Source organism: Virgibacillus halodenitrificans, from assembly GCF_001878675.1.
Taxonomy (GTDB): domain Bacteria; phylum Bacillota; class Bacilli; order Bacillales; family Amphibacillaceae; genus Virgibacillus_Q; species Virgibacillus_Q halodenitrificans.
Genome location: NZ_CP017962.1, coordinates 2,232,163 through 2,248,204, shown reverse-complemented (window position 1 = coordinate 2,248,204; position 16,042 = coordinate 2,232,163). Strand labels below are relative to the sequence as shown.

Below are 16,042 nucleotides of genomic sequence, written 5' to 3'. Positions count from 1 at the left end.
AGATTTCTATGGTTAATATGAACAAAAATATAAAGAAGAAAATTGAATTTCGAAAATTATGTTAACTATGTTAAGATAAATTTATACTAAAGGAGGTAGAGAGAAGGGTGGGGAGGGTAATAGAACTTTTCGGTCAGGTTGCACAAAACATAGTGAAGGCGGTTACAGAAGTTTCACCATTTCCTATTAGTTTAACTGATGAGAAAGGTTATATAATTGGGGATAGCAATTCCAGAAGAATTGGAACATTTCATCCTGCTTCAAAATTAGTAATAGAAAAAAACAAAACTTGTTTATTTACAAATGAAATAACAGCTGAACTTGAGAACGTTTTACCAGGTATAGCTACACCTTTAAAGTTTGATTCTAAAACAGTAGGTGTACTAGGTATCGTAGGGGATCCGGATAATGTAAAGCCGTATGCCGAGTTAATAAAGAAGTATGTAGAAATGAGATGGCATGAAAATTATATGGAGCAGATGGAGGAACTTGAAACAAAAAAGGTAGAATCTTTTCTGCAATATCTTATTTTAAACCCAAATATAAATAAAGAAATGTTTTTAAAATACTGTAAAATCATTGGTTTGCAACCTAATATTGCAAGGTTTTGTATAATTATTGATATAGGAAGAGACTTAATGGAAATTGTAATGCGCCCAAGTCATTCTTTATCCATTCATAACGAAAAAATAAGTTTAGTTGAGAACGCTCAAAAAATATTTGAAAGAGATAAAAATACGATTTGCGGATTTTTAAATACTACTAGAATATTGTTATTGCAACCATCTTATTCTGAAGGTGATTTTATATATAAAATGGAAAAGTTTCCGGATCAATGCATGGAGCTTAAAAAAATATTTAAGAAAAAGGGTATTTCTAATATTACAATCTCAAGCGGGACTGCGGTGGGTACATTGGAACAATCGCATATTTCCTACAAAGAAGCAGAAGATTTACTCGAAATGGGAAAAAATTTATGTATAAATCCAGCAATATATAGTTATTTTGATTTGGAAATATTGCTTAAATTAATTCCCTTTCAACTGGACAAAGATCTCCATGATAAATTAATGTTTCGACTTAAAAAACTTTTTAGTAACACACATTTTAATGATCTTTATAATAACTTTATTACCTATTGTGATAACAACTTAAATGTTACTAAAACAGCTGCTAAGTTATATATTCACCGTAATACACTGATATATCGGCTGAATAAACTTGAAAAATTAACTTCTTTAGATCTGGGACGGTTTGATCATTGTATGTTGCTTTATCTAGTTTTAAAGGGGGATTTTAGGAAAGAACAGAATGAGTAGCTTGTGCTATAAGCCTATAGCACAAGCTATTCATACTTAACAGTAAAAAGCTGCACCTACAATAATTAGAAGGATAAAAAGCACAACTATTAGCGCAAAGTTATTGCCATATCCGCCTCCACAACCGTAACCCATATTGTTCACCTCCTGTTCTTTCACTTATAGCCTATGTAATAAATACGGAAACGGTATAGACGTTTTGCTTAGTTACAAGTAATCCTCTCTTTATTTAATAAAGAGAGGATTATAGTGATCTATAATTCGGTTTTCTTGAGATCTACAATTTTAAGTTGATCATTTTCATAACCAACCAAGAAATTCAATTTTAATGACTTCAACTCTTTTTGGGTATCCTTTTTCTGGTTTTTAAGTTCTATTTTTAATGTAGTGCTTGTGCTGATTTGGTCATTTTCAGTCGGTTTACTTTCAAGCTCAGAGTAGGATAGGTTTACTATGTTAATATACGCTTCTCTAAATTCAGCGTACGTGTTTTCTGTTTGTAGATTGCTCCCAAGGAGAGAGTACGCATTTATATAATCTCTTATATTAACACTGTCCAAAAAATATTCAATTAAATATTCAGCGTCCTGTACGAATTGCTCATCATTTTGAGAACGGATTATATCCGCGGTAGTCGTAAAATCCAGCTGAGTGTTTTGCATTTCATTGGACCATTTTTTAATATCCGAAAGAACTTCATTCATTGGAATACTAAAGCCAATTAATCCATCTTCAGTACCTACGGAATTAATGCCAATAACTTTTCCCGTCTCTCTGTCAATAAGAGGCCCGCCACTATTTCCATGTGTAATTTGTGCGGATATTTGATAAACATTTTCATAATCGAAACCATCTACAGAAAAATTACGGTCCGTACCTGATATAATTCCTAAAGTCACTGTATTTTGAAATCCATGAGGGCTTCCTAGGGCGATTACTTCATCGCCTATTTCTACGGTGCTGTTTTCCTCTACGTTTAAATTTTGATCTGCTAATTGTGGAACTCGAATAACCGCAACATCTTTTTCTTCTCCTATCCCCACAACCGCCGCGGGATAAATTTGGGCATTGGCTGTTCTGACATACAATACATCTGCATCACGAATGACGTGAGCATTTGTAATGATGTCACCCTTGTCATTGAAAAGGAAACCAGAGCCTGTTATAGTGTTAAATTCATTCTGCCCCTCAATCTGTATAACACTTTTTTCAGCCTCGTGGATAATCGTTTTTAAATCTAGCTGCTTTGATTCTGTTGTTACTTTAGTGATTGCGGGGTTATTAATAGTCAATTCTGTTCCGCTCCATTTTTGATATAAACTGAATGCAATTATAAAAGCGGTAAAAAGGAGTAGAGCAGATAGAATAACTGGTTTTAAATCAATTTTTTTCATAACTTCTCCTCTCTGGCTGCTATTTAATCTGTATACCAAGTAATATTGTTAACCTGTATGGTGAAACCTTCTGCAGGTTTATTAATATCAAAATGAGTGAATTCAAACTTTCCTTCTTCACTTGGAAGAAGCTTGTCGGGGTATACATATACTTCATTATTCAAAATCTCTTCATTTTTTTCAGAGAGAAGAGAATATTTTATTAAGATGGAGTTAATAGGTATGGTGGCAACACTTTTCACCTTCCCTTTAACTACTAAATTACCTTGATGATCACTTTCTGTTTTTACAGAGAGGAGCTTGATCGCGTCATCTTTATTTATCTGCTTCTCCTCATTAGCCATATTTATAGCTTGTTCCATTCTTTTTTGTTGTGCAGTCTCAAAAGCAGTTTGCTCTTTATCGATAGTAGTTTGCAGACTTTTTAGTTTTTCGGAATCAGGGGCATATTTCATTCCATCCTGAACAATCGCTGCTGCATCATTAAAATGACTAATCATCATTTGCTCACTAGCTTTTGTAAAAGTGTAGTCTATAATTTGGTCACGTATCTCTGAAGTAATTTGTTCTGCCTCTTCGTTTTTTATATCTTCTGCTTCCCACAGTAACATTTTTAATTCATCTATAGAAGGGTCTTTATTTAAGTTGCTGTTAAGCTGTTCTATTTTCACTTGATTTCTTTTCTCGGAGATCATCGTGATGACATTTTTCACAACAGGTCCTTTAAAGTTTTGTAATTTTTTTTCAGACTCATTGATTAGCGTCACAGCCTCCTGGTAGTTATTTTCTTTCGACAAATCTGATGCTTCTTCAAGGGTTGACTCAACCTGGATAGCAATATCCATGAAATTAAAGGATATTTCAGCTTGATTAAAATTTTTCTTATGGTGAAGCGCTTCTTCAAAGAAGGATTTCGCCTGTTCATAATTCGTATTCATCGCTTCTCGCTCGCCTTTTTCATACAGTTCTTTTGCTTTTCCTTCTTGGGTCTCTAATATAAGATAATAAAACCCAATGGCTAATATCGAAAAAATGGCCACAGCAATAGGGAGCAACCACAATTGATTGAATTTCTTTTTAATAGAGAAACGTTCCTCCTTATCAGTTGGGAGTTGTTTCCCGCAATTTATACAGAAGTTTTCACCTTCTTTTACTTTTGTACCACAATATGGGCAATGAAACATAAACTTACCTGCCTTTTTTAAGAACTTTGCTTGAAAATAGAGTAATTTAATATTTAAAATAACTCTGATGCAATTATTTATTAATGCTATTTTATCATATTTCTACTTTATTTAGGGTAAAGATATTGGTATGATAGAGAGGGAGTTAAAGCACTAATTTATTTAAATAGTAAGAGATTTTTGAACATCACCATTTGAAAGAGAGGTGCTTAAAAAATGTGGGAAACAGCTTTTGGAATTATCTGCTTTGGTATTCTTGCATTAAATATAGGCTATTGTCTTTTTGATAATGAAAAATAACAAAAGGTCAGACTAATGTCTGACCTCACCTTGTCATAGACCATTCATCAAATGGAAATATAATAAACTCCGAACGTCCTATTATATTTCCTTCTTCAATAAACCCCAGTCCATTCCTGCTATCTTTACTTATTGCCCGATTATCACCCATAACAAAATAACTGTCAGGTGGTACTTCAATTGGTCCGTAATTTCCAGTTTGTCTTAATGCTTCCTCTGTCAGATAAGATTGTTTAACTTCCTTGCCATTAATTAATAAATTACTACCATTGATTTCAATGGTTTCTCCAGGCAGTCCTATTACTCGTTTTACATAGTTTTTTAATGGTCTTTCTATTATAACGATATCCCCACGCTCAGGTTCATCGAGTAAGTAGACAATTTTATTGAATATTACTCTTTCTCCATTCTCAAGTGTTGGATACATGCTTTCACCATCCACTATAGAAGTAGCAAAAATAAAAGTTCTTAAAAACAACGCAATTAAGACTGCAATTATGATTGCTTTAATCCATTCAAGCCATTCATTTTTCTTTTTACCTTCTGTCACTGGAGACATCCTTTCCGAATTTAAAACATTACTATATTATATTAGCATAGAGATACCAAGTATTCGAGTAGCAGATACTAATTCCCAATTATATATAAAGTCATTAGTGTTGACAGGAACATATATTCGAGTGTAAACTGTCACTAATAGTTAAATTGTATGTTATTTTTGCCTATGTTTTTAAGGAGTTGAGCATTAAAAATAGCCACTTCAGAGAACAAAGTAGCTATTTTATAGGAAAGCTGGAAGCATAAAAACATCTTCTTTAAATATTCCATGTAACAATGCTCTTTTAATTAAACTAAAGGAGGCGGCAAGCTAATCCAATGAATACCAATACTTTACTAAAACGTATAGAGTTCCTGCGTCATAAAATGACTGAAGTAGCATTGGAAAAAGGTTTTACCCATACGGATTCAGTTGCTATTAGTCAGGAATTGGATCATCTACTTAACATTTATAATGAGCTAGAACATAAAAGTAAGATTGCTGAATAAAAAACATTCAACGTAAATAACCTTTTTGCAAATAATCATCCAGTCGATTAAGGCCTCTTTCTATGGTATTAAGTTCATATGCATAGGATAATCGCATATAACCCTCACCTAGTGGCGAAAAGCTGCTCCCCGGTACTAAAGCAATTTTCCCTTTCCTTACCAAATCTATTCCAAGATCAAATGAATTCATCTCCGTAATAGGAAACTTCGGAAAAATATAGAATGCCCCTTTTGGACAATCTACTTCTAAGCCAAAGGATAATAACCTGCTATAAACATAGTCTCTTCTTTTTCTATATACTTCACGCATCTGAATTGCATCATTTTTTCCATTGGTTAAAGCTTCTAATGCTGCATATTGACTAATGGAGGAAGCGCAGGAAACGTTATATTGGTGTACCTTCAGCATGTGATTTGAGATCCATTTTGGCGCAAGCACATATCCAATACGAAAGCCCGTCATAGAATGGGATTTGGAAACACCATTTACTACAATGGTCTTTTCTTTCATTTCAGGGAAACTAGCAATTGATGTGTGAGGTTCCTCGTATATTAATTCACTGTATATTTCATCAGCTAAAACGAATATATTTTTATCTTTCAAAATAGAAACAAGTTCTTTTAATTCGGTGGTCGTGTAAGAAGCACCCGTGGGATTAGAAGGGTAAGGGAGCACCACACATTTTGTACGTTCATTGATATGTTTCATCAAAATCTCTTTTGACAGTTTAAAACCATTACTAGTAGTATCCGCATATACTGGTGTAGCTCCAGCTAATTTGATTAAAGGTTCATAGCCTGGATAAATAGGCCCCGGTAGTATCACTTCATCATTTGGATTAAGGATAGTTCTGAATGTAATATCTATAGCCTGCGAAGCGCCAGTAGTAACTATAATTTCATTCTCCGGATTATATAGAAGATGATATTTTTCCTCGTTAAATTTAGAGACAGCCTTCCGAAGATCTATAATTCCTGCATTATGTGTATACGTCGTTTTATTATCAGCTAATGCTTGACTGGCAGCCATTCTTACATGCTTAGGAGTATGGAAATCCGGTTGGCCGATGGTTAAAGATACAACATTCTCCTCTCCGGATACCAAATTAAAAAACTGACGAATTCCTGATATCTCAATCTGTTGAATTTTTTTATTCAATAAATACTCCATTTTTCATCCTCCAAAAAAATAAAATTTAAAATGTTATAAAATGTTCAAACAATTATGAGTAATTACACAAAAATAAGGGTATAATATGATTGAATGTATAAAAGGAGTGTATCACATGAGACCAAAAACATTAAACTTTGAGCAATTAGTGAAGGAAAATAAACAAGAGTTATTAAGAAATGAAAAGGAGGTTATGCAGCTTGAAATGCGGTTAGAAGCTAAACAAGCTGCAATGGTGGAGAAAAAACGAAACAAAGTATAGTTTTATATTTTTAAACAAAGCAAAAAGGAGTGGGATGCCCCCAATCCTTTTTTTATTTCGCAGTTGACTATTAATTTACTTAAATATTCTAATAAATCCAGTATTCAAAGTCTTTTAAACAGGACGTTATTTTCTAAATGAACATGCTGGAATGTATCTTGTTCGATATCAGCTAAACGGGCATACGTAATTCGGTAAGAATTACATGCATCTGTTGGTGGGGTAAAGTCTAAAGTAATTTCTCTGATACTTTTTAATAGATTACCTGCAGCTTCATGTTCTTCTTCTAAATCACCGTTTGCTTCATGAATACGTGCTTTCAAATTTTCAGATGGATTATTTTCGTATTCCTTAATTAGAGGAAATACTTCATTCTCTTCTTTGATCATGTGCTCTTCCATTTCTATTCTAAATTCATTGTAGGTTCGATAAAGCTGTTTAAGGTGAGGTTGGTTTGAACCGTGAACTCTATACACTTTTGTCACAAATTCACCTAATGGTGCAAGCTCCTTTTTTAGATATGTGTGATGACTAGATACAATGTGATCCACTAAGTCTGATAAAGGAAGAGAATCCCAGTCTACAAGTTCATGGTTTTCTTTATTCCATTGTTGGTATGCTATATTTAATTCAGATAGAACCTGGTCCTTGTCTATGTTATCTTTTTGAAAAACTTCACTTAATGGTTTGTCACCACCACAGCAGAAATCAATCCGTCGTTCTTTAAAAAGGTCACTTGCTTTAGGGAAAATTTTTACTATCTCAGCTGGTGTATGCTCCACTGTAAATGTTTGCATCTTATTTGCCTCCCACTCAGTAATGTAAGTAAAGAATAACCCAAAGCTAGCGAATATTCTGTGATGCAGGTCACTTAGGGCAAATAAAGTTGATTGCCATTAGGGAGAAAGTTGTTGATGCGGTTTAGCTGTAAAGATCTGTATGAGAATTACTGCACCAATAATGCAAGTCATCCCAAGTAACTGGATAATAGAGAAATGCTCCTGAAAAACAAATATGCCTAATAGTGTAGCAACAACAGGTTCAACTGTTGTTAATATAGAAGCTTTGGATGCCTCGGTCTGTTGTAATCCATATGTATAAATTATATATGCAAATGCAGTAGGGAGGAGCCCGAGTCCAAACGCATAGAGAAGAACATTAGGGTTTAGTAATATATGAAGCTTTTCTTTATATGGAAAAAAAGGCAGTAAGCTTATACCGGCAACAATAAAAGTAAATGTTGTAATTTGAAGGCTTGAGTATTTTCTTAATGCAAACTTGCTGAAAATACTGTACATAGCATATCCTAGTCCAGCCCCCAAACCGAATAATATACTACCAATATGTATTGAACCTACATTTACAGGCAAGATTCCAACTACCAGACACGTTCCAACTAATGTAATAAGCAAAGAAAGGAGCTTTACTTTTGTTAAAGCTTCTTTAAAAATAAAAAATGACATAATAGTGACAAAAGCTGGCCCAGTATACAATAAAGCAGTTGCTACAGGTATAGTTGATAATTCAATTGCAGTAAATAAGCAATAGTTAAAAAAGACAATACTTAAAACTCCAGTACCGACAAAATATTTGAGGTCACTTGTTTTGTGTAGCTTTAATTTATCTCGTGAAACGAGAAACAAGAAAATTACAAGCATAAGGGCCGAAGTCCATGCTCTTAATGAAACGACTTCCATTGGGGTAAACCCGAATGAATATAAGTTTTTGACATACCATCCAATTGTTCCCCAGAGGGCTGCGCCTGTAATGATTAATAAAAATGGTTTATTCATTTTTCTATCCCCCATTTCCATAGATCGATTATATCAGATTATTTTGAGTTTATTGTATAAATTTATAGTTAGAGGAAACAATGAAGGTATCCTTTAATTAAATGAAAAGAGGAGGAGGCATATGGGTTCGACATATGTTTTATTAAGTTTTCTTAAGTGGCCGTTTGTAGGGAGAGAAAATGATTTTATATATTATTTATTTTTATTTATCGGTGCAATCATTTGCTATAGTATAATAAAACCATTTATTCATATGGCTTTAAAATTACAAGCTAGAAAATTACTTAATTACATACTTAGCAGTTTAATAATTGTAATTCTCATTATGTTTTCAACTTCATATCTGAATTTACCGGCAGTGTCTGCAACGGACTTGTTAAAAATAGGTCTGCAATGCTTAGCGGGATTTGGTGCGTTATTACTTTGTCTCCATAGTATTCGGTTTTGGAAGGAAAAGCTTTAAAGCAAATTTAAAAAGACTAGAGGCACAGTATTGATTACTGCGCTTCTAGTCTTTATCTGTTATATTCATTTCTTTATCTACACGTTCAAGCCAAGTATAAATAGCATGGAATAGTTCGTTCGGTGACTTAATCATTTCTGGAGCCGCATCAATAATTCTTTGTTTTTCAGCAGGGGGGAGTTTTTCATATTTATCCTTCAAATTATGTGTTTCGTTTGCAAATCGATGAAAATCGTATAAAAAATCATCTAATTCAACCATAACTCTACCTCCTTATATAGTTTATATATTACCTGTTTAGGTCTAGCTCAAACATGTATAAGAAGGTATTAACATTTTAAATTAAAAATTCCGGTGTGGTTTTGTTGGTGGCCATTCCATTTTGCCTAAAGAGGAAGGTGTATAATAAGAAGAATAATGCTGTTGTTTCCTTCTATCTTTCTTTTGAGGGGGCCGTTTCCAACCTATATATTGATAGATCTCTTTTTTAGCTTGGGATAAGGGCATTTTGGCTTGCGGATTTCTAAAATCACTATCAAGAGAGCCCAAATGTTCAAGCTGTTCAAAATCCTGCTTGCTAGGAGGAATGTGAAAATAGTAATCTGCTACTTTTACAAGTAATGTGGAGTGTTGATTACTAAATTTCGGATGCTCAGAGAAATGAAGACCTATTTTTATTGCTGATTTTTCTTTCAGCAGCTGATTTATTGCTTGTTTTTTAATCTCATACAAATGTTTTGGCTGAGGAGCAGTTTTGGCGTGTCGATTAATTGTATATAAAGCTTTTGCCAGTGTATATAAATGCTCTTTATCCACCTTATGCTTCCCCCTTTCATCTATTTCTTTAAAGCTTGTCTTTATCCTATCGCAAAGTAATGATCAGCGCAAGAATAAAAATAAAAGTGGCGGACAAAAAGCAATTATTTATTTTAATGTATATTTAGATTGCCATGAAAATTCTAGATAAACAAAACCCTAGTTCATCTTTCATTATTTAAAGTGTAAATGCTAACTTCAGGTCTGCATAAGAAACGATAAGGTAAGCGGGTAGTACCGATTCCTCTGTTAACATATAATAAGAGTCTGCCATTATTAATTTTGTATTCACCTTGTACATATTTTTCTGCATATGCAGGTGTATAAAGGTGTCCAATGAATGGAAAGCGTACTTGACCACCATGACTGTGACCGGACAACTGTACATCGACAGGATGATTTACTGTAACATCTGCATAGTCAGGTTCATGTGCCAACAGTATTGTGAAGAGACTACTATTTGTATTGGCCAAAGTTTTATTTAAATCAGGTTTTCCTAGCATAATATCATCAACACCAGCAAGTACAATTTCTTCCTTGTTATTTTTTATGATAGTATGACTATTTTTTAGGAGTTTAAAATCTGCTTGATTCATAATTTCTTTTAGCATATCTGTTCCATAACCACCGTGATCATGATTACCATACACCCAATACTTACCGAATTTTGCCTCCAAACTGCCCAATAGGCGAATAAGGTGGCTATTAGGGATGTATTTATCAGGTTCGTCAATTAAATCACCGGTGAATACAATAAGATCAGGATTTTCTTGGTTTATTTTGTTAACTAATTCTTCCAATTGTTTAAGTGTATAGTGAAAACCAAGATGTGTATCAGAAAACTGGATAATTTTAAATTTATTGAAAGCGGCTGTAATTTTGTTGGAATAGATTTCATGCTCGCTGATTGTTAACATTTGTGGTTCTAATTCTTTTGCGTAATAATAAGTCCCGCCTGTTAAGCCTAGGAGTGTAATAACACTTCCAAATGCTTTTTTTAAAAAAGAACGCCTGTTCATGCCCCTTCCAACCCTTCATAAATACTAAGATTCTAGTATATCATTTTTTTTAATCAATTATCTTAAAGTGTAATTATCTTAATTGTCAGTTTGTTCTTTGACTTTACTGCTTATTAATTATACTATTGATAATAATATCAGAGAAGGGGGATCATATGGAAAATAAAACCGTTGTAATCACCGGAAGTTCTAGTGGTATGGGTAAAGCAATGGCAGAACGTTTTGGGCTCGAGGGAGCAAATGTAGTTCTAACTGGAAGAAATGAAGAAAAGTTAATAACAACAAAAAAAGAATTAGAGTTAAAGGCATCCAAAGGAAGTTTTATACACATTCCAATTGATGTCAGATGCCCAGAGGATATCAAAAAAATGGTTGAGGTAACTGTTGAAAACTTTGGTACTATTGATCATTTGGTAAATAATGCTGCAGGGAACTTTATCTGTCCTGCAGAAGAATTGTCCGTAAATGGTTGGAACTCTGTTATTGATATAGTTTTAAATGGAACTTTCTATTGTAGCAAAGAAGTCGGTAAGTATTGGATTGATCAAAAAAAGCAAGGTTCTATTTTGAATATGGTAGCTACATATGCCTGGAATGCGGGGGCGGGAGTAATTCATTCATCAGCTGCTAAGGCAGGGGTATTAAATATGACCAGAACTTTGGCAGTAGAATGGGGAACAAAGTACGGGATTAGAGTAAATGCTATTGCACCGGGAGCCATTGAACGAACTGGGGGAGCTGAAAAGCTTTTCGAATCAAAAAAAGCAGTAGAGCGCACACTTCAATCTATACCTTTAGGCCGCACCGGTACCCCAGAAGAAATAGCAGAGCTGGCAGCTTTTATGTTATCTGAAAAGGCAGCTTACATTAATGGAGAAGTTGTTACTATGGATGGAGGACAATGGTTAAATAAATTTCCATTTTAAATAATTAGCAAATAAGCGTAAATCATCCAAATCTTACTTGGATGATTTACATTTAAAACAAAACAACTGACTGTATAACTGTTCTATACTTCTTGCATCTTTTAAGCATATAGAACATATATATGGTATAGAGGCTTTCAGAGAGTTACTTTACCGCTAGCTTAATTTGATGCGGAGAATAATTACAAACAGCTGTCACATTCCATACGATTAAAATTTTCTCCTTCAATTTGTATTGTACAATGAGATATATCATAATTTTCCATGATTAACTCTGTGGCTTTTTTCAGTAATTCATCTCTTTCTACAGAATCTTTAACAACAAGGTGGCAACTCATTGCCGGGAATTCAGAAGTTATGGACCATACGTGGAGGTCGTGCACTTCTTGTACGCCACTAATTTCTTCTAGTTTTTTATATAGCATGTCAATATCGACATTAGAAGGTTTGCCTTCCATCAACACATGAGCGGCATCTTTAGTTATTCTAACACCAGAGATAATTATTAGAGTAGCAACAACCGCGCTAGCGATAGGATCTGCAATATTCCAGTTGAATATTAATATGAGAATACCTGCAATTATAGCCCCGATTGATCCCAACAAATCGCCAAATACATGTAAGAGGGCGCTTCTTATATTTAAATTTCCCTTAGAATCACCGCGCATTAACATCCAAGCTACAATGATATTTACTATAAGGCCAATTAAGGCAATAATCATCATGCTTGCACTGACATTTGGAGGTTCAAGAAAACGTTGATATGCTTCATAATATATATACAAGGAAATGGCTATAAGTGTAATACCATTTACAAAAGCAGCGATTATCTCGAAACGTTTATAACCATAAGTTTTTGAATAAGATGCTGATTTCTCACCGATTTTAAACGCTAAAAGACTAAAGCCTAAAGCTGCTGCATCACTAAGCATATGTCCTGCATCTGATAATAATGCCAGGCTGTTGGTTAGGAAACCTCCTATAACTTCTACAATCATAAACCCAAAAATAATAATAAAACTCCAAAGAAGTGCAGTTTTGTTATTTGTGTGGTGTCCATGATCATGACTATGGTTATGTCCCAATGTAAAAACCTCCTGATTTATATATGTTTAGTGTGTTCAATTGCTTGTTCTACTAAGTTCATAACATGATAATCATCTAGTGAATAGTAATATCTGGTCTTTAATCGTCGATGTTTAACAAGAGATAACTGTTTTAAGTATTTTAATTGATGCGATATGGTTGATTGGTTCATCTGCAGTTTCTCGGCAATTTCAGTTACAGACTGTTCGCCGGAAAATAATAAATGCAGTATTTTTATACGTGTAGGATCAGAGAGAGCTTTAAATGTCTGTGTCACTTCATGAATTAATTGTTCCTCAAGCGGATGGTATATAGGCATTGTTTCACTCCTTTAATATATGGTCATATGCACATATATTAAAACACATCTCATGATTTTTCAATTTTTTTCTCTTCTATGGTAAACTAAGGGAGAGTTACACAGACAAAATATGGATATACCGAAATAGGTATCACGTGTGTAAAGGGGCGTTTGAATTGAGTATGATACAAGATCAAGGAAATATGCAATTAACTGAAGTTTTAGTAGGAGATCTAATGATTTCTTCAGAAAAAGTTGCGCATGTCCAAATAAATAACCCACTAGAACATGCCTTATTAGTTTTAGTTAAATCAGGATATTCGGCTGTTCCAGTGTTGGACTCCACTTATAAATTAGTAGGTACAATAGGTAAAACAATTATCTTAAATCAGATTTTAGGATTAGAAAGGTTTGAATTCGAAAAGTTATCTACAATGCGGGTACAAGAAGTTTTAAATGAAGATATTCCTTGTTTAACTAAGGAAGCGACGTTGATGGAAGGATTAAATGCTGTAATTAATCATCCTTTTGTTTGTGTGGCTGATAAGGAAGGGTATTTCGATGGTATTCTTACCCGAAGAGCAATCCTAAAGCAACTTAAAAAGAATATATATACTTCTAAATATGAATAAGTAACTTTTGAAATCCTTGCTGCTGCTTGCAAGGATTTCTCTTAATTAATATTTTAATCAATATGATTGGTTATTAATTGCGACTATACTTTTAGTTTGCTAAAGTAGTACATATTATATTACGAGGAGGAAACAACCTTGAAAATGATGGATGCAAATGAAATAATCAGTTTTATTTCTAATAGTAAAAAAAGCACGCCAGTAAAGGTACATATAAAAGGAGAAAACGTTGGTGCCATAGACTTTGGTCAGAACGTTCAAGCTTTTGTGGAGAGTAAAAGCGGTGTGTTATTTGGTGAGTGGAAAGAAATAGCTGCAATTCTTGATGAAAATAAAGAAACTATTAGTGATTTTGTGGTAGAGAATGATCGTAGAAACTCTGCTATTCCTTTATTAGATCTTAAAGGGATTAATGCACGTATTGAACCTGGAGCTGTTATCCGTGACCAAGTTGAGATCGGAGATGGCTGTGTTATCATGATGGGTGCCATGATTAATATCGGTTCAGTTGTTGGAGAAGGTACGATGATTGACATGAATGCGGTTCTTGGCGGACGAGCTACTGTTGGAAAGAACTGTCATATAGGAGCTGGTACGGTATTAGCAGGAGTTATTGAGCCACCATCTGCAAAACCTGTAGTTATTGAAGATGATGTAGTAATTGGAGCAAATGTAGTTGTACTCGAAGGAGTTACAATTGGAAAAGGAGCAATTGTAGCTGCAGGAGCTATTGTTACGAAAGATGTTGCCCCGAACACGTTAGTTGCAGGAACACCGGCAAAAGTGTTAAAAGAGATAGATGAAAACACAAAAACAAAAACAGAAATTAAACAAGAACTTCGTAAACTGGATGATTAAGTAGGATAAAAGACATGAAATTTTCCGAACTGCAAAATATTAGAAGAGATCTTCACCAGATTCCAGAGTTAGGGTTTCAGGAACAGAAAACACAAAAATATTTATTAGATAAAATAGATGCAATGAAGACAGAACGGGTAACAGTTCAGAAATGGAAAACAGGTATTCTAGTAAAAGTAAATGGGTTCTCACCTGATAAAATGATTGGCTTTAGATGTGATATAGATGGATTGCCAATTACGGAGAAAACAGACTTTACATTCAGATCTACACATCATGGGCAGATGCATGCATGTGGACATGATTTTCATATGACTATTGCCTTAGGAGCATTGCAGTCTATTATTGATCAGCCCATAAAAGATGACATGTTGTTTATTTTTCAACCAGCTGAGGAAGGTCCTGGTGGAGCATTACCGTTAATGAATTCCAAAGAATTTCTACAATGGAAGCCCGATGTAATTTTTGCGTTACATATAGCTCCAGAACTTCCAGTTGGCACGGTATCCAGTAAACAAGGCTTGCTTTTTGCTAATACGAGTGAATTATTTATTGATTTTAAGGGAAAGGGTGGTCATGCAGCCTATCCTCATTTAACAAATGATATGACAGTCGCTGCAAGTAATTTTGTTGTACAATTACAGCAAGTAGTTTCAAGAACAATTGACCCATTGGAAAGTGCTGTTGTAACCATTGGAAAAATGGAAAGTGGATTTGTACAGAATGCCATTGCTGAAACAGCTAGGCTGGAAGGAACCATCCGGACACTTAACCCCGATACAATACAAATTGTCAAAGATAAAATAGAAAAAATGGCTAAAGGTTTCGAAGTAAGCTCTGATTGTGTTATTGAAATTGATTATGGTGCTAACTATTATCAAGTTTATAATCAGAAAACATATGTAGATACATTTATTAAAACAATGGCAGCATCAGGTATTCATTTTGAAGAGTCAAATGCAGCAATGACTGGCGAGGATTTTGGTTATATGTTGAAAGAAATTCCCGGGTTTATGTTTTGGCTCGGGGTAGACTCTCCATATGGATTGCATCACGCAATGCTTAATCCAGATGAAAAAGCATTAGAAGTTGGCGTAAAATCTGTAAGTGCGATGATTCAATCTCTGTCTTCGTAGTCATTGAATATCTTTAAGATTATTGAAGAAACTATATATGAATATTCATATATAGGAGGAGATTGTATGGCGCGTATAGGTGTAGAAGAAACTCTTACAGACGTCAAAGAAGCTTTGATGGAAATGGGGCATGAAGTTGTTACGCTAAGAAACAGCGATGATGCAGCATACTGTGATTGTTGTGTGATTTCTGGTCAAGATAAAGATGTGATGGGCATGTCAACAACCAGCATAGCAGGATCAGTAATCAACGCTCAAGGACAAACAGCTGATGCGATAACACAAATGGTAAATGACAGGCTACAATGAAAGAAGAAAGGCTTTCTTAAGGAAAG

At 34.2% G+C, this 16,042-nt stretch carries 21 protein-coding genes; 9 read left to right on the top strand and 12 right to left on the bottom strand.

Translation table 11 applies throughout. The features are described from left to right. The first annotated feature begins 107 nt into the window (after positions 1-107). Positions 108-1,319: a CdaR family transcriptional regulator gene (locus BME96_RS11750; RefSeq protein WP_071649124.1), complete on the top strand. Its 1,212-nt coding sequence runs from the start codon at positions 108-110 to the stop codon at positions 1,317-1,319. 36 nt (positions 1,320-1,355) lie between these two features. Here BME96_RS11750 and BME96_RS11745 read toward each other — a convergent pair whose 3' ends face one another. The 4 genes from BME96_RS11745 to lepB form a co-directional block, all read right to left on the bottom strand. Further along, on the bottom strand, positions 1,356-1,454 hold the full coding sequence (locus BME96_RS11745) for a YjcZ family sporulation protein (protein WP_019376091.1): 99 nt from the start codon (positions 1,452-1,454) through the stop codon (positions 1,356-1,358). Positions 1,455-1,573: 119 nt separating this feature from the next. Then, positions 1,574-2,713 carry a S1C family serine protease gene (locus tag BME96_RS11740; RefSeq protein ID WP_071649122.1) on the bottom strand — a complete coding sequence of 380 codons (1,140 nt, stop codon included), beginning with the start codon at positions 2,711-2,713 and terminating at the stop codon, positions 1,574-1,576. Positions 2,714-2,736: 23 nt separating this feature from the next. After that, positions 2,737-3,897 (bottom strand): zinc ribbon domain-containing protein, encoded by a 1,161-nt coding sequence (locus BME96_RS11735; RefSeq protein WP_071649121.1) that lies wholly within the window; start codon positions 3,895-3,897, stop codon positions 2,737-2,739. A gap of 325 nt (positions 3,898-4,222) precedes the next feature. Next, positions 4,223-4,747: a signal peptidase I gene (lepB, locus tag BME96_RS11730; protein WP_019376088.1), complete on the bottom strand. Its 525-nt coding sequence runs from the start codon at positions 4,745-4,747 to the stop codon at positions 4,223-4,225. 326 nt (positions 4,748-5,073) lie between these two features. Between lepB and BME96_RS11725 the strand changes: the two genes are divergently transcribed. Further along, complete coding sequence (locus BME96_RS11725; RefSeq protein WP_019376087.1) at positions 5,074-5,244, top strand: aspartyl-phosphate phosphatase Spo0E family protein; 171 nt, start codon at positions 5,074-5,076, stop codon at positions 5,242-5,244. A gap of 7 nt (positions 5,245-5,251) precedes the next feature. On the opposite strand, the gene BME96_RS11720 is transcribed toward BME96_RS11725, so the two are convergent. Further along, entirely contained in the window at positions 5,252-6,415 is a 1,164-nt protein-coding gene (locus BME96_RS11720; protein WP_071649120.1) for an aminotransferase A, read from the bottom strand. A 115-nt stretch (positions 6,416-6,530) separates the two neighbouring features. Between BME96_RS11720 and BME96_RS11715 the strand changes: the two genes are divergently transcribed. Further along, complete coding sequence (locus tag BME96_RS11715) at positions 6,531-6,677, top strand: FbpB family small basic protein (protein ID WP_019376085.1); 147 nt, start codon at positions 6,531-6,533, stop codon at positions 6,675-6,677. A gap of 104 nt (positions 6,678-6,781) precedes the next feature. On the opposite strand, the gene ric is transcribed toward BME96_RS11715, so the two are convergent. Continuing rightward, on the bottom strand, positions 6,782-7,474 hold the full coding sequence (ric, locus tag BME96_RS11710; RefSeq protein WP_071649119.1) for an iron-sulfur cluster repair di-iron protein: 693 nt from the start codon (positions 7,472-7,474) through the stop codon (positions 6,782-6,784). A gap of 99 nt (positions 7,475-7,573) precedes the next feature. After that, entirely contained in the window at positions 7,574-8,470 is an 897-nt protein-coding gene (locus tag BME96_RS11705; protein ID WP_071649118.1) for an EamA family transporter, read from the bottom strand. Positions 8,471-8,591: 121 nt separating this feature from the next. Between BME96_RS11705 and BME96_RS11700 the strand changes: the two genes are divergently transcribed. Next, positions 8,592-8,933, top strand: a complete 342-nt coding sequence (locus tag BME96_RS11700; protein ID WP_019376082.1) for a hypothetical protein — start codon at positions 8,592-8,594, stop codon at positions 8,931-8,933. Between the two features lie 45 nt (positions 8,934-8,978). On the opposite strand, the gene BME96_RS11695 is transcribed toward BME96_RS11700, so the two are convergent. From BME96_RS11695 to BME96_RS11685, 3 genes are all read right to left on the bottom strand, one after another. Next, the gene (locus tag BME96_RS11695; protein WP_019376081.1) at positions 8,979-9,194 is read right to left on the bottom strand and encodes a hypothetical protein; all 216 of its coding nucleotides are present in this window, start codon (positions 9,192-9,194) and stop codon (positions 8,979-8,981) included. Between the two features lie 81 nt (positions 9,195-9,275). After that, complete coding sequence (locus BME96_RS11690; RefSeq protein ID WP_060680763.1) at positions 9,276-9,749, bottom strand: YkyB family protein; 474 nt, start codon at positions 9,747-9,749, stop codon at positions 9,276-9,278. Between the two features lie 164 nt (positions 9,750-9,913). Continuing rightward, entirely contained in the window at positions 9,914-10,768 is an 855-nt protein-coding gene (locus BME96_RS11685; RefSeq protein ID WP_060680765.1) for a metallophosphoesterase, read from the bottom strand. Positions 10,769-10,923: 155 nt separating this feature from the next. Here BME96_RS11685 and fadH point away from each other — a divergent pair, with 155 nt between their 5' ends. Further along, positions 10,924-11,694 carry a 2,4-dienoyl-CoA reductase gene (fadH, locus tag BME96_RS11680; protein WP_071649117.1) on the top strand — a complete coding sequence of 257 codons (771 nt, stop codon included), beginning with the start codon at positions 10,924-10,926 and terminating at the stop codon, positions 11,692-11,694. A 182-nt stretch (positions 11,695-11,876) separates the two neighbouring features. On the opposite strand, the gene BME96_RS11675 is transcribed toward fadH, so the two are convergent. Further along, positions 11,877-12,779 (bottom strand): cation diffusion facilitator family transporter, encoded by a 903-nt coding sequence (locus BME96_RS11675; protein ID WP_019376077.1) that lies wholly within the window; start codon positions 12,777-12,779, stop codon positions 11,877-11,879. A gap of 17 nt (positions 12,780-12,796) precedes the next feature. Next, the gene (locus tag BME96_RS11670) at positions 12,797-13,099 is read right to left on the bottom strand and encodes an ArsR/SmtB family transcription factor (protein ID WP_019376076.1); all 303 of its coding nucleotides are present in this window, start codon (positions 13,097-13,099) and stop codon (positions 12,797-12,799) included. Between the two features lie 158 nt (positions 13,100-13,257). Between BME96_RS11670 and cbpB the strand changes: the two genes are divergently transcribed. The 4 genes from cbpB to BME96_RS11650 all read left to right on the top strand — a co-directional run bounded on the left by cbpB (position 13,258) and on the right by BME96_RS11650 (position 16,016). Continuing rightward, positions 13,258-13,713 carry a cyclic-di-AMP-binding protein CbpB gene (cbpB, locus tag BME96_RS11665; protein WP_019376075.1) on the top strand — a complete coding sequence of 152 codons (456 nt, stop codon included), beginning with the start codon at positions 13,258-13,260 and terminating at the stop codon, positions 13,711-13,713. A 138-nt stretch (positions 13,714-13,851) separates the two neighbouring features. Beyond that, positions 13,852-14,571 carry a 2,3,4,5-tetrahydropyridine-2,6-dicarboxylate N-acetyltransferase gene (gene dapD / locus BME96_RS11660; RefSeq protein ID WP_071649116.1) on the top strand — a complete coding sequence of 240 codons (720 nt, stop codon included), beginning with the start codon at positions 13,852-13,854 and terminating at the stop codon, positions 14,569-14,571. A 14-nt stretch (positions 14,572-14,585) separates the two neighbouring features. Then, positions 14,586-15,707 carry an N-acetyldiaminopimelate deacetylase gene (locus BME96_RS11655; protein WP_071649115.1) on the top strand — a complete coding sequence of 374 codons (1,122 nt, stop codon included), beginning with the start codon at positions 14,586-14,588 and terminating at the stop codon, positions 15,705-15,707. 66 nt (positions 15,708-15,773) lie between these two features. Then, entirely contained in the window at positions 15,774-16,016 is a 243-nt protein-coding gene (locus tag BME96_RS11650; protein ID WP_019376072.1) for a YkuS family protein, read from the top strand. Positions 16,017-16,042 lie beyond the last annotated feature (26 nt).

What these genes read in the sequence shown, in the direction of transcription:
- BME96_RS11745 (WP_019376091.1), bottom strand. Translation starts at nt 1,454, where the DNA reads ATGGGTTACGGTTGTGGAGGCGGATATGGCAATAACTTTGCGCTAATA.
- BME96_RS11740 (WP_071649122.1), bottom strand. Translation starts at nt 2,713, where the DNA reads ATGAAAAAAATTGATTTAAAACCAGTTATTCTATCTGCTCTACTCCTT.
- BME96_RS11735 (WP_071649121.1), bottom strand. Translation starts at nt 3,897, where the DNA reads ATGTTTCATTGCCCATATTGTGGTACAAAAGTAAAAGAAGGTGAAAAC.
- BME96_RS11725 (WP_019376087.1), top strand. Translation starts at nt 5,074, where the DNA reads ATGAATACCAATACTTTACTAAAACGTATAGAGTTCCTGCGTCATAAA.
- BME96_RS11720 (WP_071649120.1), bottom strand. Translation starts at nt 6,415, where the DNA reads ATGGAGTATTTATTGAATAAAAAAATTCAACAGATTGAGATATCAGGA.
- BME96_RS11715 (WP_019376085.1), top strand. Translation starts at nt 6,531, where the DNA reads ATGAGACCAAAAACATTAAACTTTGAGCAATTAGTGAAGGAAAATAAA.
- ric (WP_071649119.1), bottom strand. Translation starts at nt 7,474, where the DNA reads ATGCAAACATTTACAGTGGAGCATACACCAGCTGAGATAGTAAAAATT.
- BME96_RS11705 (WP_071649118.1), bottom strand. Translation starts at nt 8,470, where the DNA reads ATGAATAAACCATTTTTATTAATCATTACAGGCGCAGCCCTCTGGGGA.
- BME96_RS11700 (WP_019376082.1), top strand. Translation starts at nt 8,592, where the DNA reads ATGGGTTCGACATATGTTTTATTAAGTTTTCTTAAGTGGCCGTTTGTA.
- BME96_RS11695 (WP_019376081.1), bottom strand. Translation starts at nt 9,194, where the DNA reads ATGGTTGAATTAGATGATTTTTTATACGATTTTCATCGATTTGCAAAC.
- BME96_RS11685 (WP_060680765.1), bottom strand. Translation starts at nt 10,768, where the DNA reads ATGAACAGGCGTTCTTTTTTAAAAAAAGCATTTGGAAGTGTTATTACA.
- fadH (WP_071649117.1), top strand. Translation starts at nt 10,924, where the DNA reads ATGGAAAATAAAACCGTTGTAATCACCGGAAGTTCTAGTGGTATGGGT.
- BME96_RS11670 (WP_019376076.1), bottom strand. Translation starts at nt 13,099, where the DNA reads ATGCCTATATACCATCCGCTTGAGGAACAATTAATTCATGAAGTGACA.
- BME96_RS11655 (WP_071649115.1), top strand. Translation starts at nt 14,586, where the DNA reads ATGAAATTTTCCGAACTGCAAAATATTAGAAGAGATCTTCACCAGATT.
- BME96_RS11650 (WP_019376072.1), top strand. Translation starts at nt 15,774, where the DNA reads ATGGCGCGTATAGGTGTAGAAGAAACTCTTACAGACGTCAAAGAAGCT.